A 21,763-nucleotide genomic window follows, 5' to 3' on the forward strand; every position below is an offset into this window, starting at 1 on the left:
TGACGGCGCCCGTGCATCCGGCGACCGTGGCCCTCGTCGAGGCCGCCCGGCCGTCGGCGGTGCGGGGTTCGGTGGTGGGTGGAGCCGAGCCGCCGCGCGATGCGGGCGACTCGGCGGACCACGTCGGCCGGGGGCCGAGGCGGGGCCGGTCGTGCTCGAGGCGCGCCGGCTCGCGAAGCACTTCGGCGGCACCGTCGCGGTCGCCGGCGCCGACGTCGCGCTGCACCGCGGCGAGGTGCTCGGGCTGCTCGGCGAGTCCGGTTCCGGCAAGACGACGCTCGCCAGGCTGCTCCTGGGGCTCGAGCGAGCGGATGCGGGCGAGGCGCTGCTGCACGGCGCACCGTGGAGCGCGCTGTCCGAGCGGAGGCGGCGCGCCCGCCGCGGTCGCATCCAGCTGATCGGCCAGGACCCGCTCGCCAGCTTCGACCCGCGCTGGACCGGGCGCGCGATCCTCGCGGAGGCGCTCGCCGAAGCGGGGGTGCCGCGGGCGGGACGCGCGCAGCGCATCCGCTCGCTCGCCGCGGACGTCTCGCTCGACGCGGCACTGCTCGAGCGCCGGCCGCGCGAGCTCTCGGGTGGGCAGCGGCAGCGTCTCGCGATCGCCCGCGCCCTGGCGAGCGAGCCGGACGTGCTCGTCGCCGACGAACCGGTGTCGGCGCTCGACGCCGCGGTGCGCGGCACGATCCTCGACCTGCTCGACCGGCTGCGCCGCGAGCGGGGCCTCGCAGTGCTGGTCGTGACGCACGACCTCGAGGTCGTGCGGCGCATCGCCGACACGGTCGCGGTGATGCGCTCGGGCGAGCTCGTCGAGCAGGGGCCCGCGGCCCGGGTGCTGCTGGAGCCGCGGCACGCCTTCACGCGGGAGCTACTCGCGGCGGCGACCTGAGCACCTGGCGGGGTCAGAGGGTGCTCGCGGTCGCGGTGGCGCCTGGGGATGCTCGTGGTGGCGAGAGAGGGTGCGCGCGACGCGCTCCGCTGCAGCGAGTTGGGGCAACCCACCCGCCCCAGGCCCGCAACCGGCGCGCGCACGCACCAGCAGTTCGGCGTGATGCTGCCGCTATCGACCGCCCGATGCGGCAGGAAGCCGCCGATCTGCGAGCTGGTGAGGGCACGGGGCCCGGGCGCGATGCGCCCGGGCCCCGTGCGCGGAAGCGGCTCCTTCCCGCGCGAGTCAGCCTCGGCGGCCTCGCATCTTCCGCCCGATGAGCAGGGCGGCCCCGGCGAGCAGCGCCAAGGCTGCGCCGATGAGCAGCGGCACGGGCAGGTCGGCGCCGGTGGTGGAGAGGCTGCCGGTCGCCGCGGTGCCGGCGCCGGCGCCAGCGCTCGCTCCGTCGTCGTCCTGCTCGGTTCCGCCGCCCGGCCCGTCCCCGCCGCCGTCACCGGGCGCGGGGGTGTCGGCGATGGCGAAGGTCCAGCTGGCGGTGGCGTCCGCGGCCAGGCGGTACCAGCGCTCCGCCTCGGCCGTGACGGTCACCTCGCGCGCCGCGACCGCGGCGAGCGCGACCCCTCCGGTGCCGGACGTGCCGGAGGACGCGGTCTCCGCATCCGCTCGAACGTCGATCTCGCCCGCCTCGACCGGTTCGCCGTCGAGCAGGTACCGCACCCCTTCGGTGTCGGGGATGGTGACGATGCCGTCGGCGGAGACGACCTCATCCGGCGTCACCGCGGTGGTCGGCAGCGGCACGGTCGACCAGTCGGTGTCCGAGGCCAGGTGGAAGCTCGGGTACGCCGGCTGATTGTAGGAGGTCTGCTGGCGCGCGACGTCGGCCCGGTACTGCGGGTCGTGCAGCAGCGTGTACAGCTTGATGTGCGTCTCCTCCGTCGACGTGTAGATGCGCAGCGCGCTGCTGTCGGCGGTGCGCACCACGAGCTCCTCGCGCCAGTCGCCGAGCACATCGGCGACGAGGGACGGGTTGCCCTTGGTGCCGTTGTTGGTGAGCGTGCCCTCGGCGGTCAGGAGGGTCCGACCGGGATGGCGGACGATCGACGGCGAGCTGGGCGGCACGTCGGCCGCGACCACGCCGCCGGAGACCAGCTGCGTCGTGCCGTCGCCGGCCCAGCGGATGCTCGCGTTTGTGCCCGGGATCGCGTCGCCGAGGCGCGCGCCGGCCGCCGAGTAGAGCCCGCTCGCGGCGGGGTCGGCCTGGTTCGGCGGGTTGCCCGACCAGACCTCGATGCCGGGCGTCTTCTTGTCGACGTCGCCGACCATACCGCGCCCGGTGTCGCGCCCGGTGTACTCGCCGAAGAGGATCTCGCCGTCCTCGGCGGCGCGCATGACCCAGCCGTAGGGGGCGTAGGTGCCGCCCTCATGCACGGTGAAGATCTCGAGCCCCGGGCGATCGGGATCGAAGTCGCCGACGTGCATGGCGTCGCCGTGGCCGAGCTTGGCCGGCTCGCCGGGCGTCGCGCTGCCCTCGGGCATCGTGTCGTAGCTGCTGTAGAGCAGCGAGCCGTCGTCGAGCGTCGCGGAGCCGTAGACGATCTCCTGCCGGCTGTCGCTGTCCACATCCGCGACGCTCAGCGAGTGGAAGCCCTGGGTGGTCAGCGTGCCCCACTCCTCCGAGGTGCCCTCGACGCCGTGCGGCCCGTCGTCGAAGGGGTTGCTCATCGGCGCGTGACCGCTGTCGGCGTGGAAGCGCTGCGTCAGGTTCTCGCCGTCCCAGTCGTAGGCGACGATGTTCGTGCGCGTGTAGTAGCCGCGGGCGAAGATCGCCGAGGGCCGCTCGCCGTCGAGGTAGGCGGTGGCCGCGAGGAAGCGGTCCACCCGGTTGCCGGGCTCGATGCGGCCCATCGCGTAGTCGCCCCAGAGCAGCCCGTCGTCGCCGCGCTCCGGCGTGTAGTGCTCGGTATGCAACTCGGCGCCGGTCGCGCCCTCGAAGACGGTCAGGTACTCGGGGCCGCTGATGACGAAGCCCTCGAACTGCCGCAGCACGTTGCGAGAGCTGCGGGAGGGCGCGTAGACGTCGATGAAGCGGTCGACCAGGGTCGCCGCATCCGCTTCGGAGAGCGGGTAGTCGAAGGAGGCCTCACCCCATCCGATCGCCTCCTCGATCGTGGCGGGCCACCGCCCGGCCACCACCTCGGGGTGCTCGTGCCAGCCCCGGAACACGTCGGCGAGGTGCTCGGCGTACTGCTCGGCGGAGTACCGGTAGTCGTCCTCGTTCGAGAAGCCGGCGTCGATGTCCTGCTGCGGCATCGTCACGTACTGCGCCGAGGCGGCGTCGCCGGCGGGCAGGATGCGGGTGCCGGGCGCGGTCTTCAGCATCACCTCCGCCTTGCCGTCGCCGTCGAAGTCCTGCGCGAGGAACTGCGTGTAGTGCGCGCCGGCGCGGATGTTCACGCCCAGATCGAGCCGCCAGAGCAGCTCGCCGTCGAGTTCGTAGGCGTCGAGGTAGACGGTGCCCGTGTAGCCGACCTGCGAGACGTCCTTGCCGTTCGACGGGTCCCACTTGACCAGGTACTCGAGCTCACCGTCGCCGTCGAGGTCGGCGACGCTGGCGTCGTTGGCGTGGTACTCGTAGGCCTCGCCCTCCGGGTGGATGACACCGGGCGGGGTCACGCCCCCGGCGGGCCGCTGCAGCGGGATGTCGAGGAACCCGTCCGCGCTCGGCACCACGGGGTCGCTGACGTCGCCGTCGCTCGAGACGACCGTGTACTCGCTGCTCGCGGTGCCGTCGGCGTCGAGGTAGGCGGTGCTGTCGGTCACCGTCGCGATGGGCTCGCCGTCGCGCAGCACGGTGAAGTCGGCGCCCGTCACACCGCTCGCCGAGTGGCCGGTGACCTCGTGACCCAGCAGGCGCCAGCTGAGGTGCACGCCACCCTGGGCGGTGACCGCGATGAGCCCGCGGCCCAGCTCCTCGAGCTGCGGGCCGGGACGGTCCGCGGGTCCCGCCGGTACCTCCTCCGCGCTCGCCGGCGATGCGCCGCCGAAGAGGCCGAGGGCGATCACGGCGCTGCCGACGAGGGCTGTCGCGCGCATCCGGGCAGGGGGTCTCGATCGATTCGTCATTGAATCCTCCGCGTTAAGGAAAGCGTTTTCCGGCGAGCCTAGCCAGATTCCGACCCCCGTCAAGGGGGTGGCGTCGAGCGGATGCACGTGTCGGCGGCCCCTGCCAGGATCGAACGCATGCCCCGTCTGAGCCCTGCCGCCGCGCGCCGGATCGCCCTGGCCGCGCAGGGCTTCGGCGCCCCGCAGCCCGACGTCGTGAACCTCGGCCACCTGCGCCGCACGATGCGCAGGCTCGCGGTGGTGCAGCTCGACTCGGTCAACGTGTTCAGCCGCTCGCACTACCTGCCGTTCTTCTCTCGGCTCGGCGCCTACGACCGAGGACTGCTCGACCGCCTCACGGCGCACGCCCCCGGCCGACGCAAACCGGAGCTGCTCGAGTACTGGGCGCACGAGGCGTCCATCCTCAGCCCCGAGGCGTACGCGCAGTTCGGCTGGCGCAAGCGGCTGGTGCGCGAGCAGGCGTGGGGGTCGATCCGCCGGTTCCCGTCGGAGCACCCCGAGGCGCTCGCCTCCATCCGCGCGCAGATCGCCGACCGCGGCCCGCTGCGATCGAGCGAGCTCGGCTACGAGCGGGCGCCCCGCGAGCAGCGCGAGATGTGGGACTGGCACCTCGGCAAGACCGGGGCCGAGTACCTGTTCTGGGCCGGCGAGGTGGCGGCGGCGCGGCGCATCAACTTCGAGCGGCACTACGACCTCGTCGAGCGCGTGGCGCCGCCCGAGCTGCTCGTCGAACGGCCGGCCGCCGATTCGCACCTCGAGCTCGTGCGGCTGGCCGCGCGCGCCCTCGGCGTGGCCTCGGAGCCCGACCTGCGCGACTACTTCCGCATGTCGCGCGCGGAGACCGCGTCGGCGATCGCGGCGCTCGTGGGGCGCGGCGAGCTCGAACCGGTCGAGGTGAGCGGATGGAGGGACCCGGCCTATCTGCACGCCGAGGCCCGCAGGCCCCGCCGCATCGAGGCGAGCACGCTGCTGACCCCGTTCGACAACCTCGTCTGGTTCCGCCCCCGCACCGAACGGCTCTTCGGCTTCCACTACCGTCTCGAGATCTACACGCCCGCCGAGCAGCGGGTGCACGGCTACTACGTGCTGCCCTTCCTGCTCGGCGACGAGCTGGTGGCGCGCGTCGACGTGAAGAGCGACCGGCGGGCCGGGGTGCTGCGGGCGCACCGGGTCGGCATCGAGCACGGCGCCGACCCCGCCCGGGTCATGGCCGAGCTCGAGGCCGCGATGGAGCGCACGGCCGCGTGGCTCGGGCTCGGCGCGGTCGAGCTGCCCGGCACGGGCCCCGTGCTGCTCGGTCCGCGCTGAGCCGGGGCCGCGGCGCGCCGAACGGGCGCGCCCACGGCCGGCCTGCGCTCGCCCACGGCCGGCCTGCGCTCGCCGGACGGGGCCCCGCTCGGAGGGCGGCTGACTTGCGCTTCGCTGTACCGGAGCGACGATGCGGCACGGGGAGGTCTACTGCCTTGTCGTTGAGATACCGCAACGTCAGGAGAACCGAGCGCGAGCGCGAGCGCGAGCACGAGCACGAGCCGAGCCGCGCCGAGCCAAGCCGCGTCGAGCCGAGCCGCGTCGAGCCGCGCCGAGCCGCGTCGAGCCGCGCCGAGCCGCGCCGAGCCAAGCCGCGTCGAGCCGAGCCGCGCCGCGCCGCGCCGAGCCGAGCCGCGTCGGGCCGAGCCGCGTCGGGTTGCTCCGCTCGCTCGGCGGCGTGACTCCGCTCGTAGGGCGGCTGACTTGCGCTTCGCTGTACCGGAGCGACGATGCTGTACGGGGAGGCCTACTGCCTTGTCGTCTCGGTACGGCAACGTCAGGAGAGCCGTGCCGCGCGGAGCCGTGCCGCGCGGAGCCGAGCCGCGCCGTGCCGCGCGGAGCCGCGCCGCGCAGCGCCGAGCCGCTCAGCCCTGCACGCCGCGCAGGCGGTGCCCGAGCGCGATCTGCTCGCCGCTGATCGCCGCAGCCTGGCGCGAGAGCAGGAACACGATCGCCGCGGCGACCTCCTCGGGCGAGGAGTCGCCCGGCTCGGCCGTGCCGGGGCGACCGTGCGCGGCGGCCTCGCGCACCGGCCCGGGGTTCACGACGTTGACGGTCGTGCCGGTGCCGGCGTGCGCATCCGCCAGGATCTTCGCGATCGTGATGAGCACCTGGTTGCGCACGGCTCCGGTGACGGATGCGGTGAGCCGTGCGTTCTGCCCGCTCACGCCCACGATGCGGCCGGCCCCGGCGGCGTGCAGGTGCGGTGCCACCGCTTCGGCGACGCGCAGGAAGCCGAGCGCCTTGCCGTCCAGCGCCTCGAGGATCTGCGCGGGGTCGCGGTCGCGCGTCGCGTCGAGGGTGGAGGCCGAGGGTGCCGCGGTGACGACGGCGGCGTCGAGCCGGCCGTGCTGTGCGACGACCGCGGCGACGCCGGCGGCGACCGCGTCGGCGTCGCGGGCGTCGAACGCCACCGACGTGGTGCCGAGCTCCGCTGCGGCCCGCTCGAGCCGATCGCCGCCGCGGGCCGCGAGCACCACCGTCGCCGCCTCCGCGATCAGGGTGCGCGCCGTCGCCCTGCCGATGAGTCCGCTGCCGCCCACGACGAGCACGACCTTGCCTGCGAGTCCGAGGTCCATGGCCTCATCCTGCCGCGGTCCGGTCACTCCCAGCTGAAGAACGTGCGCCACCAGCTGCGCTTGGGCGGCACCTCGATCATCGGCTGCTCGGGCGGCGCACCCGGCGGGTGCTCGAGCAGGAGGGCCAGGTCGTCGGCGACCCGCCCCATCCGCTCGTCCCGGTGCTCGGCGTAGTCCCGCTCCGGCTCGCGGGGCGCGCTGGCGAGGTAGCGGGGGCGGAACATCTCCTCCATCGCCGAGGCGCGAGCCTCGTCCACGATCGCCTCGACGGCCGCCTCGTCGTCACGGGCGGCGCGAAGCCGTTCCGCGAGGGCGAGCTCGATGGCCCGCCGCAGCTCGATGGCGCCGGCGTCCGCGCGCCGGTAGTCGCTCTGGTGCAGCGCGTCGCCGCGCCGCGTCGACGCGCGCGTCGCGATCGCCACGAGCCGCTCCGCCGTGCGCTCCTTCTCGGCGATCAGGGCGTCGATCTCCTCGCGGACGGCGTCGGCCAACCCCTCCTCGTCGTAGGAGCCGCGGTCGCGCAGCACGTTCACGATGAGGCGGTTCTTGGCGCTCATGCGCAGCGCGGCGGCGACGACGAGCATGCCCTCGTCGACCTGGCGGTCCACCTCGGGACCGGTCACGGGCGCGGCAGGCTCGGTCGCCTGCCGCTGCTTGCGCCGACCCGGGGCCACGTCCGCTCCTCACGCCCGTTCGTCGGGTGCGCCGGGCAGGGTCAACGCTACCCGGCGGCACCGACGCCGCTCCCACCCGGCGTCGAGTCGAGCCGCAGGCCACCGGCAGTCGGGGAACGCAGGATCGCCCTATGACCGAGCCGAAGAGGATCACCGACCCCGCCGAGCGCGAGGAGCAGTTGACGACCGCCCCGAACGCCGTGCCCGAGGACGCGAACGAGCGCATCGAGCTGAGCGAGGGCACGGGCGGTGCCACGCGCATCGACTGGAGCGATGACGCCGCGGTGCGCCCCGGCGACGCCGACGACTGAGGCTACTCGCAGGCGGCGCCCACAGCACGTGCGGGCGCGGCTGCGACCGTGGTCGTGACCGAGAGAGGAGCTCGCATGAGCGACAAGGCGAAGCACGAGGCCGAGGACCTGGGCGGCAAGCTCAAGGAGACGGCCGGAGCCGCGACCGGCAACCGCGACCTCGAGAACGACGGCAAGACGGATCAGGCCGGCGCGAAGCTCAAGCAGGTCGGCGACGACATCAAGAACGCCGTCAAGGGCGACTGACCAGACGGCGCCGAGGGCCGGTGGAGCGACGCTCCGCCGGTCCTTCGTCGTGCGCGGCCCCGGCGGCGGCTGAACGGCAGCGCAGCGCCTCGCCTCGCCGTGCGGCGGCGGCCTAGCGTCGCCCGCATGCGAATCGACGACGTGCAGTGGAACGAACCCGCCCGAGCCAAGATCCTCGAGGACGCCGACCGCGTGCTCCGCGAGGCCGTGACCGAGGTCGCCGGCTCCCACGCGGGCGAGGACTCCGACGCGATCTACGCCGAGCTCAACAAGCGGCTGAAGGGCCGCTTCATCGACTACGAGCCCGGCCCCGACGTGCGCGAGTACGCCGACGCGATCGCCTCCGGCGAGCTGACGACGGACTAGCGGATGGGCAGGGCCGTCACCGAGGACCCGGAGCACCCGGACCGCTGGCTGGTGATCGACGGCCGCCGCTGGCGGCGCACCGACCCGGCCCTGCCGCATCCGCTCGTCGAGGCGTTGCAGTCGCAGCTCGGGCGGGCGCGCGCGGCGGTGCGGGCGGCCAAGCGCGACGGGGACGACGCGGCGCTCGCCGCGGCCCGGCACCGGGTCGGCCTCGCGAAGCACGGCCTGGGCGAGCGGGGCGAGGCGTGGTGGGAGCGCGGGGAGCCCGAGCGGCTGGCCGCCGCCGAGGCGGCGCTCGCGGAGCTCGAGCAGCGCTGACGGCGAGGGCGCCCTCCGTCTCGGATTCGGCGTGCCGAATACCCCGGTTCCGCTGGGTCCACGACCCTCCGGGGGACAGGATGGGGCGTCCCGACCGCCCGGCGGGACGGCCAGCGCCGGCGTGCCGTCCGGCGCGCCGTGCCCCACCGGAAGGCTCCCGTGCCCGTCGCCGAGCTGCTCCTGATCGCCGTGGGCGTCTCCGCCGACGCCTTCGCGGTCGCGCTCACCCAGGGCGTCGCGATGCGCCGCCGCTTCGACTGGCGGCGCGCGCTGCTCGTCGCCGGTCTCTTCGGAGCGTTCCAGGCCGTCATGCCGCTCATCGGCTGGACCCTCGGCGCGAGCGTGATGTCGTTCATCGAAGACTACGATCACTGGGTCGCCTTCGGGCTGCTGCTGCTCATCGGCGGCAGGATGCTCTGGGAGGCGCTGCGCCGTCAGGAGCACCACGAGCCCGCCGCCCCCGGACTGCGGGCCCTGCTCGTGCTGTCGCTCGCGACGAGCGTCGACGCGCTCGCCGTCGGGGTCAGCCTCGCGGTGCTGCCGCTGTCCATCTGGGCCGCGATCCTGGTCATCGGAGCGACGACCCTGCTGCTCTCCTTGCTGGCGACCTGGCTCGGCCAGCGGGTGGGCGACCGCCTGGGGCGGCCGGCCGAGCTCATCGGCGGCGTCGTGCTGATCGCGATCGGCTCGAAGATCCTGCTGGAGCACCTCGGCGTGCTCTAGGCTGCCTGCAGGATCGGATGGGGGAGCACCGTGCACATCGTCGTCTCGCTCGTGTACCTGGTCCTGACCATCGGTCTGCTCGTCGACATCATCTCCCGGGACGACAGCCAGGTGAAGCACCTGCCGAAGGTCGCGTGGGCGATCATCGTCGCGCTCGTCCCCCTGCTCGGCGGAGCGCTCTGGCTCGTCCTCGGCCGTGAGTGGTCTGGCGGCAGTCCGCGCGCCGCGATGGATCTCCGGCAGCAGCGTCGGTCGCAGCCCGCTCCACGCCCCGCATCCGCCGTCGACACCCGCAGCACCGAGCAGCAGCTGGCCGACCTCGAGGCGGAGATCGCGTTCTACGAGCGCCTCGAGGCCCGTGAGGACAACGACCGCCGCTGAGCCGTCATCCCCGAGGCTGACATCCGCCTCGCGGTCACCGATCGCGCAGGTGCGGGACGTAGCCTGGAGCCTGCCCGATCGCGTGACGGGGGCCACGCGAAGCACTTGGAACGACGGGGGAGCCGGACTCGATGGAAGAAGAACCGCGCATCGGCGGAGTGTTCGGCGCGATCGCCGGGCTGCTGGGCATGAGCGTGATCGCCGGAGCCCTCGTCGCGGCCCTCGGCATGCCCGCCATCGCGGTGTCGACCGGAGCGGCCAGCAGCGCGGCCGGGTACTGGGACGTGCTGCCCGACTACATCACCATCGGCGAGCAGTCGAACCGCACGCGCATCTTCGCGACCCAGAACGGCGAGCCCGTGCAGATCGCGACGATCTTCGAGCAGAACCGCGAAGAGGTCGCCTACGAGGGCATCAGCGAGAACGTGCTGAACGCCGCGATCGCCGCCGAGGACCCGAACTTCTGGGAGCACAACGGCGTCTACCTGCCGTCGCTGCTGCGAGCCACCGCCGAGGTGCTCGCCGACCGCGACGACGCCGGCGGGTCGACCATCACGATGCAGCTGGTGCGCAACGAGCTCGTCGCCGAATCGCAGCGCTACCTGCAGAGCGACCCCGAGCTCGCCGAGCGCCTCTTCACGGAGGCCACGGAGACCACCCCGGCGCGCAAGCTGCAGGAGGTGCGCTACGCGATCGCCCTCGAGAAGGAGTACTCGAAGGAGCAGATCCTCGGCGCGTACCTGAACATCGCGACCTTCGGCAACAACCTCTACGGCATCCAGACCGCGGCGCACTACTACTTCGGCGTCGACGCCAGCGAGCTCGACGTCAACCAGTCGGCCGCGCTGCTGGCCATCGTGCAGAGCCCGAACGCCCTCCGGCTCGACGTCGAGGAGAACCTTCAGCGCAACGACGTCCGTCGAGGCTACATCCTCGACAACATGGCCGACGAGGGCATGATCACCGCTGAGGAGGCCGCCGCGCTGAAGCCGGAGCGGCCGGCGCTGAACATCCAGCAGGTGCAGAACGGATGCATGGCGTCGCGGCTGCCCTGGATCTGCGACTACGTGCGCAACACCGTCGAGCAGGACGAGGCCTTCGGCGAGAACGCCGCGGAGCGCCGCGCCGAGTTCCGGCACGGCGGCTACGACATCTACACCACCATCGACGTCGACGTGCAGGAGCGGGCCCAGCAGATCATGCAGGATCGGGCCCCGGCGACCGCCGAGGGCTACGACCTGGGCGCCGCGTCGAGCGGCGTGGAGCCGGGCACCGGGCGCATCCAGTACATGGTGCAGAACCGCGCCCTCGACGCCAGCGAGAACGCCGCCCCGGGCACCACGGCCCTGAACTACAACGCGGACCGCTGGATGGGCGGGTCGAGCGGCTTCCAGTCGGGATCGACCTACAAGGCCTTCGTGCTGCTCGAGTGGCTGCAGGAGGGGCACTCGCTCGACGACAACCTCGACTCCCGGCGCCGCGCGTTCACGGACTTCCACGCCAGCTGCCAGCCGGGCAGCATGGAACCCTGGGACCCGAAGAACTTCACGACCCAGCCCGACCGCATGAACGTGCGCTACGCCACGACCAACTCGTCGAACACCGGCTACGCGGCGATGGCCGAGCAGCTCGACCTCTGCGGCATCCGCGACATGGCGCAGTCGCTCGGCGTGCACCGCGCCGACGGACGGGACCTCGAGTTCTACGCCCCGACCATCCTCGGCACCAACGAGATCGCGCCGCTCACCCTCGCCGCGGCCTTCGCCGGCATCGCCGCCGAGGGGCGGTACTGCGACCCGATCATCATCGACCGCGTCGAGCGCGACGGCGAGGAGATCGAGCGGCCGGATGCGAACTGCCGCCAGGCCTTCGACCCGCAGGTCGCCGACGTGGCGATCGGCGCGCTGCAGGACGTCTACAACGGCACCGGCCGCCAGGCCCGTCCGTCGGGCGGCACCCCGGTGTTCGCCAAGACCGGCACCGCCGACGACTACCGCCAGTCGTGGATCGCCGCGGCGAGCTCCAAGATGGCCACCGCATCGTGGGTCGGCAACGTCACCGGCGGCGAGAACGGCCAGAACCTGTCGCGGGCGTCGATCAACGGATCGTCGGCGCGACTGGTCTCGCACTACTTCTCGCGGGACATGCTGAGCTACTCGAACGAGCGCTTCGGCGGCGACGCTTGGCCGGCGGCGGGTCCGCGCGTCGTGCAGAGCGCGCAGCCGGGGGCGCCCGCAGGCCCCGAGCTGCAGCAGGGCGTCGTGCCCGACCTGGCCGGCCTCACCGCCGACGAGGCGGGTCCGCTGCTCGACAGCCTCGGCTTCTCGATGGTCGTCGGCGAGCCGGTGAACTCGGGCTACTCGGCGGGGCGCATCTCCTTCACGAACCCGGCGGCGGGGTCGTCGGCGCCGGAAGGCACGCCGGTGACCGTCTACGCCAGCAACGGCGTGCCCCGCTCCTGAACCGGCGCGCTCCGGTGCGGTCGGCGCGGCGGTACCATCGGGCGTCCCCTGAACGAGAGCCGCCGCCATCAGCACCGAGACCACCGACCAGCACGATCGCGACCGCGACCGTCGCAGCCGCCGCACGACCGTGCTGCAGGGCGCGGCCGTCGTGGTGCTGCTCGTCGTCGTCGTGGTGTTCTGGCTGGTGCTGCCCGTGCCGACGGTCGACGAGATCCGCGACATGGTCGCCGCGTTCGGGTTCTGGGGCGGGCTGGTCTTCGTAGTCGGCTACGGGCTCGCGAGCCTGGTGCCGATCCCGAAGAGCGTGGTGAGCATCGCCGCCGGTCTCGTCTGGGGCCTGGGGCTGGGCGTGCTGCTCGTCACGGTGGCCTCGATGCTCGGCGCGGCGCTCGCCTTCTTCATCGGTCGAGGGCTCGGGCAGGACCTGCTGCGGCGCATCATGGGCGACCACCTCCGGCGCGCGGACGAGGCGCTCAGCGACCACGGCTTGAAGGCCCTCATCCTGCTGCGGCTCATCCCCGTGCTCCCGTTCACGGTCATCAACTACAGCGCCGGCCTCACCCGGGTGAGCCGGCGCGACTACGCGCTCGGCACGCTCATCGGCACGATCCCCGGCACGGTCGTCTTCGTGGCGATCGGCGCCTACGGCTTCCACCTCGGCTGGCCGTTCTTCGCCGCGGTGGCCGCCGTGGCGGCGGTCGGCGGAGCGGCGTGGCTGCTGGTGCGCCGCCGGCAGGCGGCGACGGCTGCGGCCTGAGCGCATCCGGTCCGCTCGCTCACTCGGCGAGCGCGGCCACCTCGGCGATGACGCGGGGGTCGGCGAGCACACGGAAGTGCCCGCCGGTCGCGAGAGGCACGTTCTTGGCGCCGGCCAGCTCGCTGCCCTCGGGGATGTGCGGGTCGAAGGCGGGGTAGACCGACACGATGCGGGCGTTGACGTCGGCCGAGCCCGTCAGGGCGACGATCGTGGCGTCGCGCGGGGAGAACGCCCGCAGGGTCGCTCCCGGCATGAAGCGCCCGTAGCGCGAGCCGCCGAACGGCGTCGCCACGGCGACCATGCCGCGCACCCGGCGTCCCGCGGGGGAGAGCATGACCTGCTTGCCGATCAGCCCGCCCTTGCTGTGCGCGGCGATCACCGCGTGCTGCAGGTCGAGCCGGTCGAGCTCCGAGGCGACGAGCGCGGCGCCGTCGCGCACGGGCGCGCGGTTGCCCTGCAGCGCCGTGACGACGTGCACCGGGTGCCCGCGCTCGTGCAGCGCGCGGACGAGCGGATGCAGGAACCGCCAGGTCTCGTAGACCCCCGGCAGCACCACCACGGGCGCCAGCGGCCCGGTCGCGTAGCGCTGCGGGTCGGTGCGGTCGAGTGCGGCGGCGAGCTGCCAGCGCAGCGCGTAGGCGTAGTCGGCCGCCCACCAACCGAGCCGGCGCAGCGGCCCGCTCACCGCCGCCGCTCCAGGAAGCGGTCGATCGCGTCGGCGACGGCCCCGGGCGCCGTGAACTGCGGGTTGTGCGCGGCGCGCGGCACGATGGCGAGCGGGCCCCGAGCCGCATCGCGCAGGCGGCGCAGCCAGGGGCGGCCCACGACCGTATCGCGCGCGCCGCCCACGACCAGCACCGGCGGGTCGAGCTGGGCGACGCGCTCGAGCAGGGGGTAGCGCAGCATGCGCTCCGCCTGCGCGAAGAACCAGCGCAGGTCCGTGCGCAGCACATCGGTGACCATGATCGTCACGATCGAGGGCGGCTCGCGCAGGAAGTCGGCGAGGATGGCGAGCGCGAGCGCCGCCCGCGAGGTGCGCCGTTCGTCGACGACGGGGCTCACGAGCACGACTGCCGAGGCCAGGCCGGGCCGCTGCGCCGCGAGCTCCACGGCCCACTGCGCGCCGAGCGAGTGCCCGACGACCACGGCGTCGCGCACCCCGAGCAGGTCGAGCGCTCGAGCCAGGGCCGCGATCATCGAGTCGACGGGCACGTCGCCCAGCGGTGCCGGGCGGCCGCCGAAGCCGGGCAGCTCGACGACGTGCACCGGGCGGCGCAGGGCGAGCCGGTCCTGCAGCGGCGCGAGCGGTCGCTGCGACATGCCGAGCCCGTGCAGCAGCACCGCGGGGCGCGCGTGCTCCGCGCCGGCCGGTACCGGGCTGGAGCGGATGCGGAACGCCAGCGCGTCGATGACGACGTCGCGCACGGTGCTCGGCAGGGGCATCCGCTCACGGTAGTGCCGCCCGCCTCGACCGCATCGTCGCGATGGCTGGATGCGGACCGACGATCGCGGCGGGTCGCGGGCGGCTGTGGGCGGGACCGCGCCGTCCGCTGAACGCGACCTCGGTGCGCATCGTGCGCTCGGTGGCAACGGGCTGACCGCAGGCGGAGCGGATGCGGCGGGGCGTGCATCCGCTCGTAGCGTTCTGCGTGCAGCGCGCGATCGTGCGCCGCCCCAAAGCAACGAGGGAGGCATCATGCCCCAGGTCATCGAGACGATCGACGTGAACGTGCCCGTGAACGTCGCCTACAACCAGTGGACGCAGTTCGAGGAGTTCCCGCGCTTCCTCGACGAAGTCGAGTCCATCACCCAGCCGACCGACGTGCTCACGGTTTGGGCCGTCAAGGTCGGCCCGGTCGAGAAGACCTTCGAGGCCGAGATCACCGAGCAGCACCCGGATGAGCGGGTCGCCTGGACGAGCACCGGCGGCGAGGTCGACCACGCCGGCGTCGTGACCTTCCACAAGCTGAGCGACAGCGAGACGCGCGTGACCGTGCAGCTCGACTGGGAGGCCGCCGGCCTGCTCGAGAAGCTCGGCGGCGCGCTCGGCGCCGACAACCACGCAGTGAAGAAGGACCTGAAGAACTTCAAGGAGTACATCGAGTCGCAGGGTTCGCCGGACGGCGCCTGGCGCGGGGACGTGCAGGCGTAAGCCGCTTCCGAGGGCCGCGGCGGGTGCCGCGGCCTTCGTGCTGCCGTCGAGGGGTTGCTCAACTCGGTGGCAAGTGATTGACTCAACCGCATGGAAAGCGAATCTGCACGAGCCCGGGAGACGCTGGCCGCCCTGGGTGAGGACCGGCGCCGGATCGGCGAGCGGATGACCGCCGAGACGTGGTGGGCGGCGCCCGCGCAGGGCTTCGGCTCGGCGCTGCTCGTCGCCGCGCCCGTAGCGGGTCTGCAGTGGGCCTGGGTGCCGTTCATCGCCGGGGCCGTGGTGTTCACCGCGGTCGAGGCGCTGTTCCGGCGACGTTCGGGCGTGGCCATCGGCCGCCCGGCCGGTCCTCTCGGAGTGCTGCTGCTCGTGGCGATCGGACTGCTGCACGTCGCCGCCGTCGGCGGTACGGTCGTGCTCTCGGTCCTCGAGCTGCACGGCTGGGCGGTCGCGCTCGCCGCCCTCACCGGCGTGGTCATGGCGCTCGGCGTCGTCGGCTACGACCGCGTGTTCGCGCAGGAGGTGCGCCGTGCGCGATGAGGCGGGGTTCCGCGACGCGCGGGAGGCGCTCGACGCGCTCGAGCTCGACCGGCGGCGGGTGCGGCGGCGGGTGCGGGCGGCGAGCTGGTGGTTCTACCCGGCGCTGTCGCTCATGGTGGCGCTCTGCGTCGCAAGTCCTGCGATCGAGCGCGCTGACGTCGGCCTCGATGGGTACTGGCTCGTGCTCGCGGTGGTCGGAGCGGTCAGCGGACTCGGTTTCCTGCACCGACGGCTGACCGGCCTCGCCCCGCGGATGCAACGTGATGCCGCCACCATCCTCACGACTGCCGTGATGCTGTCCGTGATGGTCGGCCTGTACCTGGCTTCGCTCGTCTCCGAGCGCTTCGGTTTCGCCTCGATCGCCGTGTGGTTCCCTGCGATCGCATTCGTGACGACGCTCGCTTGCTGTATCGCGCTGGACCGTCTCGGCAGCATGGGCACCTCCCGTGCCCGCTGAACCCCGCTTCGACGAGGCCATCCACGCGCCGACCCGCCTCCGCCTCTGCGCCATGCTGCGCCCGCTCGACGACGCCGACTTCGCGGCCATCGCCGCCACGCTCGAGCTCAGCGAGGCCAACCTGTCGAAGACCGTGCGCAATCTCGTCGAGCTCGGCTACGTGAGCACCAGCAAGCAGGCTTCGCCGGGTCGAGCGGATGCGCGCCGCACCACCACGGTCAAGCTCACGCCGCAGGGCCGTCGCGCGTTCGACGGCCACCTCGCGGCCCTGCGAGCGATGGCGGGGGAGGCGTCGTGAGCCTGGACCCGCGCTACCTGCGCTCGCGTCAGCGGCTGCGCGCCGCCGTGCTCGAGCTCGCCGCCGGCCGCTCGGCGGAGTCGATCACGGTCGCCGAGCTCTGCAGGGCCGCCGGCGTCACCCGTGACACCTTCTACCGGCACGCCGAGTCGCCGGTGGCGCTGCTCGTCGCGGCGCTGGGCGAGCGCTTCGAGGCCGCTGCGGTCCTGCATCAGGATCCGGACGGCGGGGTGAGCGCCGAGGGCGGCTTCCCCCGCGCGGAGCGCGCCGTGCTCGAGCACGTGCTGCAGCACCGGGACGTCTACCGCGCGGCGATCGACCCCGTGCTGCTGGCGCCCCTGCGCTCCGCGCTCGAGTCGTCGATCGTCGAGGTGCTCGTGGCGCACCTGCGTCGGCACCCCGGCACGTTGCCCGTGGGCGTCGACGCGGACGACGACGAGGCGCTCGCGCTCGTCGCCGGCTACGCGGCGGCCGGCACGGTCGGCGCGATCGAGCGCTGGGTGCAGGGGCCCGAGCCCGATGTGGAGCGCGGGGTGCGCCTCATCCTGGCGGCGTCGCCCTCCTTCTGGTTCCGTGCGCACGAGGGAACTGTCTGACAGCAGTCAGATACTTGCCCTAGGCTCCGGGTGCCGGCACTCGGCTCGGCAGCATTCGACGAGGAGGGCAGCCATGACTGCATTCGAAGGACGGTTCGACGGCAAGGTCGTGTTCGTGACCGGAGGGGTCTCCGGCATTGGCGGAGCGGCGAGCGCTCGCCTGCTGGAGGAGGGCGCCACGGTCGTGGCGGCCGACGTCTCGGAGCGCAGCATCGCCGCGTTCGCCGACGCGCATCCGAGCGACCGGCTGCACACGGTCGTGCTCGACGTCACCGACGCCGCCGCGGTCGACGCCGCCGTCGCCGAGGTGGTCGACCGCCACGGCAAGCTCGACGTGCTCGTCGCCAACGCCGGGATCGGCGCCGGGGGCGCGGTCGGCGACACCGACGACGCCACCTGGCGACGGGTGCTCTCCGTCGACCTCGACGGCGTCTTCCACACGGCGCGCGCGGCCCTGCCGCATCTCGTGGCGAGCAAGGGCTCGATCGTCAGCACCGCATCCATCTCCGGTCTCGGCGGCGACTCGGCGATGGCCGCCTACAACGCCGCGAAGGGCGCGGTCGTCAACCTCACCCGCAGCATGGCGGTGGACTACGGCCACCAGGGCGTGCGCGTGAACGCCGTCGCGCCCGGACCCGTCGCCACGCCGCTGCTGCAGCCGGTGCTCGACGCCAGCGAGCAGGTGCGCGACACCTACGCCGAGCGCATCCCGCTCGGCCGGGTCGGGCAGTCGGAGGAGATCGCGGCCAGCATCCTCTTCCTCGCCAGTGACGATGCCTCCTACATCAGCGGCGTCACCCTGCCGGTCGACGGAGGCCTGACGTCCTGGACCGCGCAGCCCGCGCTCGGCTGATCCGCCGCTACGGTGGGCCGGTGCTTCACACCGGCTCACCGAACGCGCTCGTCACGACGATCGTGCGCAGCGCCGAGCGCGTCACGCCCGGTTTCGTGCGCCTCGCGCTGCAGGGCCCCGAGCTGCGCCACCTGCCGGCGCGCGGGCTCGACCAGCGGATGAAGCTGCTCATCCCGCAGGGCGCGTACCCCGCCGAGCTGCTCGCACCGATGCTGCCCGAGCTCGAGTGGCGCCGGCGCTGGCGCGCGCTCGACGCCGCCACGCGGCCGGTGCTGCGCAGCTACACCGTCGGCGAGGCGCGCCCGCACCTCGGGGAGCTCGATGTCGACGTCTACGTGCACGCCTCGCCCGGGCCGGCCAGTGCCTGGGCGCTCTCGGCCCGACCCGGCGACCGGCTGCTGCTCTCGGCCCCGGACGCGCGACGCGACCCCCGCCTGCACGGCGTGCAATGGCGGCCCGGTGCGGCCGAGCGGATGCTGCTGGCCGGCGACGAGACCGCCTACCCGGCGATCGCCGGGATCCTGCGCAGCCTCGATCCGACGTTCCGCGTCGACGTCGTGCTCGAGGCGGGCGACCGCGTCGACGCCGCGCTCGTCGAACCGTTCCTGGCCGGCGCGCACCTCGACGTGCGGATGCGCGCACCCGGCCGCCCGGGCGGTGCGGCCCTCGAGGGCGGCGTCGCCGACTGGGTGCGGGAGCACGCGGCGGATGCGGTCGCGCTCGGGCACCGTTTCCACGCGTGGGCGGCGACGGAGACGGGGCGCGTGGCACGCATCCGCTCGCTGCTGACGGATGCGGGCATCCGCTCGGACCACGTGCACGCGCAGGGCTACTGGAACGACCGGGCGCGCGTCGACTGAGGTGAGGATAGGCTGTCCTGACCAGCTGCCCTCGAACGGGTGGCGCGACCCCTGGAGCAGCATGCCGAGCCTCACCCCAGCCCGCGGCGCCGTCGCCGCACTCGCCCTCACCGCCCTGCTCGCCGCGGCCGGCTGCGCATCGACGCCCGCCGCCGAGACGGGTGAGCCCGCCGACGACGCCACCCGCAGCGTCGAGCACGCCCGCGGCACCGCCGAGGTGCCCGAGGCGCCGCAGCGGGTCGTCGTGCTCGAACCCGTGCAGCTCGACACCGCGGTGGCCCTGGGGGTGACGCCGGTCGGCGCCGCGGTGCTGAGCGATGCAGCGGGCATCCCGGCCTACCTCGGCGAGGCGGCGGCCGGCATCGAGAGCGTGGGCACCGTGATGGAGCCGAGCGTCGAGGCGATCGCGGCGCTCGAGCCCGACCTCATCATCGGCACCGAGTCGCGCCACGCGGCTCTCTTCGACCAGCTCGAGACCATCGCGCCGACGGTCTACATGGCCACCCAGACCGACCCGTGGCAGCAGAACGTCGCGCTCGTCGCCGAGGCGCTCGGCGACGCCGAGGGCGCCGACCGGCTGCTCGCCGACTACGAGGCGCGCTGCGCGAAGATCGCCGAGCAGTTCGACACGGCGGGCTCGACGGCGCAGCTCGTGCGGCCGCGCGACGGCATCCTCACCCTCTACGGCCCCGACTCCTTCGCGGGCAGCGCCCTCGAGTGCGCCGGCTTCACGACGCCGGAGCGCGCGTGGGAGGACATCTCGCTCGACGTCTCGCCCGAGAACGTGCTCGACGCCTCCGCCGACCTGGTGCTGGTGACGACCACCGACGTCGACGACCCCGCCACGCTGCCGCGCGTCATCGCCGACAACGCCGCGGCGTTCCCCGAGCTGCACCTCGTCGACCAGTCGTTCTGGATCACCGGGGTCGGTCCGCTCGGTGGCATGACCGTGCTCGACGACCTGGAGCGCCTGCTCGCCGGCTGAGCATCCGCTGAGCGCGTTCCGGGTCGACGCGACCCACGGCCGGGGGATAGGAAGGGGTATGACCGGCATCCCCTCCGTGCTCCAGCTCAACCGGGAAGACGCCATCGCCGCGGACGTCGTCTCCGCGTACCTGCTCGACGATGGTCCGCAGCAGGGCATGACCGTGGTGGAGATCTTCGACGCCCATCAGGTGGTGCTCGGGCGCACCATCACCGATGCCGTCGGCCCGCGCGAGCAGGTCGCGGACGCGGTGCTCGATCGCAGCGAGCTCGAGCGCTGCTCCGAGTACGCGGTCGAACCGTTGGGCCAGCGCAAGCGCGTGACCGCCTCGGTGATCGTGCGCGTCTCCCCGCGGCGCAGCGCCTACGAGACCGAGCGCGAGGCCGGCGGGTACGGGGTCGCCGGCTGAGTTGCGGCCCGCGCCCGGCCCGGCGAGCATGGCCGGCATGAGCGGACTCCCCGACGGCTACCGGCTGCAGGACGCGGCCCCCACCACCGCCGAGTACCGGGCGCTGCGCGAGCGGTCCGGCCTCTCGCCGAAGAGCGAGGGCCAGGCGCGCGGCGCCATCGCGAACTCCTGGACCTTCCGCACGGTGACGGGCCCCGACGGCGGCATCGTCGCGATGGGGCGCATCGTCGGTGACGGCGGCTGGTACTTCCTGGTCGCCGACATGGCCACGTTCCCCGAGCACCAGGGTCGCGGTCTCGGCGCCGCGGTGCTCGATGCGCTGCTCGCGGCGATCCGCGAGCACGCGGAGCCGGGCGCCTATGTGACCCTCACCGCCGACCCACCCGGGCGCAGGCTCTACGAGTCGCGCGGCTTCGCGGACGTCGCCCCCGAGCGCACGGGCATGTCGCTGCTGACCTGAGCGCGGCGGGCCGCCCGCGTGTCGGGGGCCGCGCGTAGCCTCGCTGCGTGCATCCGCTCCGCCTCGTGCCCGACTGCCTCGTGCCCGACTGCGGCGAGCCGGCCGCGACCGGCGCGCTCGTCGCGCTGTGCGCCGATCACCTGGCGCTGGCGGCCGACTCCGCGGCGGCGAGCGGATGCGAGGACGTGCTGCCCTCCCCGTGCCCGGCCTGCGCCTCGCGCCTCGGCGTGCGCTACCCGAGCGGCTGGCTCTGCGCGCAGTGCGAGTGGCGGCACGGCGAGCAACCCGACGCCGACCTGCCGCCGCCGCGCGTCGACGTCGTCTACTACCTGCGCTTCGACGAGCGCTTCAAGATCGGCACCACCGCCAACCTGCGCCAGCGCCTCGCCGCGATCCGGCACCACGAGCTCGTGGCTCTCGAGCGCGGCGACCGCCTGCGCGAGCGGATGCGCCACGCCCAGTTCGCGCGCACCCGGCATGCCGGCACCGAGTGGTTCGCGCCGTCGCCGGAGCTCGCGGCGCACCTCGCGTCGCTGCGGGCCGGCGTCGACGACCCGTGGGCGCAGCTCGCGCGCTGGCGCAGCGAGGCGGCGGCGCTGCGCGGCTAGGGTCGGGGCATGGCGCAGACCGCCATCATGAGCTGCCGGGCCGCCCTCGACCGGCGGTGACGGCCTCTCCTCAGTCGACGCGGCATGCCACTCGCGCGGCCCACCACACGAGCGGCAGCTGCAGCGGCAGGCGCGCCGCCGTGATCCAGCGCTCGGCGCCCGGGCGGCGGCTCGCGCGCCGGAATTGCTTGACGTTGGCCGGGAACACGGCGACGAAGAGGGCCACGGCGCCCCAGGCCGCGAGCCTGCGGGTGCGGCGCGGCAGCAGCGCGGCGCCGAGCGCCGCCTCGGCCGCGCCGCTGACGAGCACGACCTGGCGCGGCGTGCCCGGCACCCAGCCCGGCACCACGCGCTCGTAGACGGACGGCTTGGCCAGGTGCAGGGCGCCGGCCGCGCCGAGGAGCCCGGCGAGCAGGGCGGTGGATGCGCGCATGGGGCGATCCTCGCATCCGCTCATGCGCGTCGGCCGTGGCAGCGGTGCGGTTCCGCGCCGCGCCGCGCCGCGCCGCGCCGCGCCGCGCCGCGCCGCGCCGCGCCGCGCCTCGCGGGTGCGACTCAGCGTCGTGACGACAAGTCGGGGTCGGATGCGGTGCTGAGTCGTCGCTTCGTTGCTGAGTCGTGCGTGGGATGTGCTCGGCGCCGTGGCGGCGGCGGTGCCGCTCCGCGCCGGCGCGGACGACGGAGGGCGG

Annotated in this window: 27 protein-coding genes; 21 read left to right on the top strand and 6 right to left on the bottom strand. The window is 73.9% G+C overall.

Annotation, left to right across the window (positions count from 1 at the left end):
• Positions 1-235 precede the first annotated feature (235 nt).
• Positions 236-886 (top strand): ABC transporter ATP-binding protein, encoded by a 651-nt coding sequence (locus tag QQK26_RS16290; RefSeq protein WP_348520021.1) that lies wholly within the window; start codon positions 236-238, stop codon positions 884-886.
• Between the two features lie 285 nt (positions 887-1,171).
• On the opposite strand, the gene QQK26_RS13350 is transcribed toward QQK26_RS16290, so the two are convergent.
• Positions 1,172-3,979: a rhamnogalacturonan lyase gene (locus QQK26_RS13350; protein WP_348520022.1), complete on the bottom strand. Its 2,808-nt coding sequence runs from the start codon at positions 3,977-3,979 to the stop codon at positions 1,172-1,174.
• Positions 3,980-4,126: 147 nt separating this feature from the next.
• Between QQK26_RS13350 and QQK26_RS13355 the strand changes: the two genes are divergently transcribed.
• On the top strand, positions 4,127-5,317 hold the full coding sequence (locus tag QQK26_RS13355; RefSeq protein WP_284233591.1) for a winged helix-turn-helix domain-containing protein: 1,191 nt from the start codon (positions 4,127-4,129) through the stop codon (positions 5,315-5,317).
• Between the two features lie 584 nt (positions 5,318-5,901).
• Here the strand turns inward: QQK26_RS13355 and QQK26_RS13360 are convergent.
• Both QQK26_RS13360 and QQK26_RS13365 read right to left on the bottom strand, forming a co-directional pair.
• The gene (locus QQK26_RS13360) at positions 5,902-6,615 is read right to left on the bottom strand and encodes an SDR family oxidoreductase (protein WP_284233593.1); all 714 of its coding nucleotides are present in this window, start codon (positions 6,613-6,615) and stop codon (positions 5,902-5,904) included.
• A 23-nt stretch (positions 6,616-6,638) separates the two neighbouring features.
• Positions 6,639-7,289: a hypothetical protein gene (locus QQK26_RS13365; RefSeq protein ID WP_284233595.1), complete on the bottom strand. Its 651-nt coding sequence runs from the start codon at positions 7,287-7,289 to the stop codon at positions 6,639-6,641.
• A gap of 131 nt (positions 7,290-7,420) precedes the next feature.
• On the opposite strand from QQK26_RS13365, the gene QQK26_RS13370 reads away from it, so the two are divergent.
• From QQK26_RS13370 to QQK26_RS13405, 8 genes are all read left to right on the top strand, one after another.
• The gene (locus QQK26_RS13370; protein WP_284233597.1) at positions 7,421-7,600 is read left to right on the top strand and encodes a hypothetical protein; all 180 of its coding nucleotides are present in this window, start codon (positions 7,421-7,423) and stop codon (positions 7,598-7,600) included.
• A 75-nt stretch (positions 7,601-7,675) separates the two neighbouring features.
• Positions 7,676-7,846, top strand: coding sequence for a CsbD family protein (locus tag QQK26_RS13375; protein WP_284233599.1), 171 nt, complete (start codon positions 7,676-7,678; stop codon positions 7,844-7,846).
• Positions 7,847-7,972: 126 nt separating this feature from the next.
• Entirely contained in the window at positions 7,973-8,212 is a 240-nt protein-coding gene (locus QQK26_RS13380) for a hypothetical protein (RefSeq protein ID WP_284233601.1), read from the top strand.
• Positions 8,213-8,215: 3 nt separating this feature from the next.
• Complete coding sequence (locus QQK26_RS13385; protein WP_284233604.1) at positions 8,216-8,530, top strand: biopolymer transporter Tol; 315 nt, start codon at positions 8,216-8,218, stop codon at positions 8,528-8,530.
• Between the two features lie 159 nt (positions 8,531-8,689).
• Positions 8,690-9,253 carry a manganese efflux pump MntP gene (locus tag QQK26_RS13390; RefSeq protein WP_284233606.1) on the top strand — a complete coding sequence of 188 codons (564 nt, stop codon included), beginning with the start codon at positions 8,690-8,692 and terminating at the stop codon, positions 9,251-9,253.
• A 30-nt stretch (positions 9,254-9,283) separates the two neighbouring features.
• On the top strand, positions 9,284-9,634 hold the full coding sequence (locus QQK26_RS13395; RefSeq protein WP_284233608.1) for a PLD nuclease N-terminal domain-containing protein: 351 nt from the start codon (positions 9,284-9,286) through the stop codon (positions 9,632-9,634).
• A 131-nt stretch (positions 9,635-9,765) separates the two neighbouring features.
• Positions 9,766-12,096, top strand: coding sequence for a penicillin-binding protein (locus QQK26_RS13400; protein ID WP_284233610.1), 2,331 nt, complete (start codon positions 9,766-9,768; stop codon positions 12,094-12,096).
• 130 nt (positions 12,097-12,226) lie between these two features.
• Positions 12,227-12,856 carry a TVP38/TMEM64 family protein gene (locus QQK26_RS13405; protein ID WP_284233612.1) on the top strand — a complete coding sequence of 210 codons (630 nt, stop codon included), beginning with the start codon at positions 12,227-12,229 and terminating at the stop codon, positions 12,854-12,856.
• 19 nt (positions 12,857-12,875) lie between these two features.
• On the opposite strand, the gene QQK26_RS13410 is transcribed toward QQK26_RS13405, so the two are convergent.
• Together QQK26_RS13410 and QQK26_RS13415 are read right to left on the bottom strand one after the other, a co-directional pair.
• Positions 12,876-13,541 carry an esterase/lipase family protein gene (locus QQK26_RS13410; protein ID WP_284233614.1) on the bottom strand — a complete coding sequence of 222 codons (666 nt, stop codon included), beginning with the start codon at positions 13,539-13,541 and terminating at the stop codon, positions 12,876-12,878.
• Positions 13,538-14,299, bottom strand: coding sequence for an alpha/beta fold hydrolase (locus QQK26_RS13415; protein WP_284233615.1), 762 nt, complete (start codon positions 14,297-14,299; stop codon positions 13,538-13,540). Before QQK26_RS13415 ends, QQK26_RS13410 begins: the two co-directional genes overlap by 4 nt.
• Before the next feature lie 253 nt (positions 14,300-14,552).
• On the opposite strand from QQK26_RS13415, the gene QQK26_RS13420 reads away from it, so the two are divergent.
• From QQK26_RS13420 to QQK26_RS13470, 11 genes are all read left to right on the top strand, one after another.
• Entirely contained in the window at positions 14,553-15,008 is a 456-nt protein-coding gene (locus QQK26_RS13420; RefSeq protein ID WP_284233617.1) for an SRPBCC family protein, read from the top strand.
• Between the two features lie 90 nt (positions 15,009-15,098).
• Positions 15,099-15,548, top strand: a complete 450-nt coding sequence (locus QQK26_RS13425) for a hypothetical protein (RefSeq protein ID WP_284233619.1) — start codon at positions 15,099-15,101, stop codon at positions 15,546-15,548.
• Positions 15,538-16,005 (top strand): hypothetical protein, encoded by a 468-nt coding sequence (locus QQK26_RS13430; protein ID WP_284233621.1) that lies wholly within the window; start codon positions 15,538-15,540, stop codon positions 16,003-16,005. The genes QQK26_RS13425 and QQK26_RS13430 overlap by 11 nt, the downstream gene beginning before the upstream one ends.
• Positions 15,995-16,303: a transcriptional regulator gene (locus QQK26_RS13435; protein ID WP_284233623.1), complete on the top strand. Its 309-nt coding sequence runs from the start codon at positions 15,995-15,997 to the stop codon at positions 16,301-16,303. The genes QQK26_RS13430 and QQK26_RS13435 overlap by 11 nt, the downstream gene beginning before the upstream one ends.
• Complete coding sequence (locus tag QQK26_RS13440) at positions 16,300-16,899, top strand: TetR/AcrR family transcriptional regulator (RefSeq protein ID WP_284233624.1); 600 nt, start codon at positions 16,300-16,302, stop codon at positions 16,897-16,899. Before QQK26_RS13435 ends, QQK26_RS13440 begins: the two co-directional genes overlap by 4 nt.
• A 73-nt stretch (positions 16,900-16,972) precedes the next feature.
• Positions 16,973-17,752: a meso-2,3-butanediol dehydrogenase gene (budC, locus tag QQK26_RS13445; protein ID WP_284233630.1), complete on the top strand. Its 780-nt coding sequence runs from the start codon at positions 16,973-16,975 to the stop codon at positions 17,750-17,752.
• Between the two features lie 20 nt (positions 17,753-17,772).
• Positions 17,773-18,612: a siderophore-interacting protein gene (locus tag QQK26_RS13450; RefSeq protein WP_284233632.1), complete on the top strand. Its 840-nt coding sequence runs from the start codon at positions 17,773-17,775 to the stop codon at positions 18,610-18,612.
• Between the two features lie 61 nt (positions 18,613-18,673).
• The gene (locus tag QQK26_RS13455; RefSeq protein ID WP_284233634.1) at positions 18,674-19,597 is read left to right on the top strand and encodes an ABC transporter substrate-binding protein; all 924 of its coding nucleotides are present in this window, start codon (positions 18,674-18,676) and stop codon (positions 19,595-19,597) included.
• A 58-nt stretch (positions 19,598-19,655) separates the two neighbouring features.
• Positions 19,656-20,006, top strand: a complete 351-nt coding sequence (locus QQK26_RS13460; RefSeq protein ID WP_284233636.1) for a hypothetical protein — start codon at positions 19,656-19,658, stop codon at positions 20,004-20,006.
• 37 nt (positions 20,007-20,043) lie between these two features.
• Entirely contained in the window at positions 20,044-20,466 is a 423-nt protein-coding gene (locus QQK26_RS13465) for a GNAT family N-acetyltransferase (RefSeq protein ID WP_284233638.1), read from the top strand.
• 47 nt (positions 20,467-20,513) lie between these two features.
• Positions 20,514-21,074, top strand: a complete 561-nt coding sequence (locus QQK26_RS13470) for a GIY-YIG nuclease family protein (RefSeq protein WP_284233640.1) — start codon at positions 20,514-20,516, stop codon at positions 21,072-21,074.
• Positions 21,075-21,144: 70 nt separating this feature from the next.
• On the opposite strand, the gene QQK26_RS13475 is transcribed toward QQK26_RS13470, so the two are convergent.
• Positions 21,145-21,507: a DoxX family protein gene (locus tag QQK26_RS13475; RefSeq protein WP_284233642.1), complete on the bottom strand. Its 363-nt coding sequence runs from the start codon at positions 21,505-21,507 to the stop codon at positions 21,145-21,147.
• Positions 21,508-21,763 lie beyond the last annotated feature (256 nt).

The sequence above is a fragment of the Arenivirga flava genome, assembly GCF_030161575.1.
Taxonomy (GTDB): Bacteria; Actinomycetota; Actinomycetes; order Actinomycetales; family Microbacteriaceae; genus Arenivirga; species Arenivirga flava.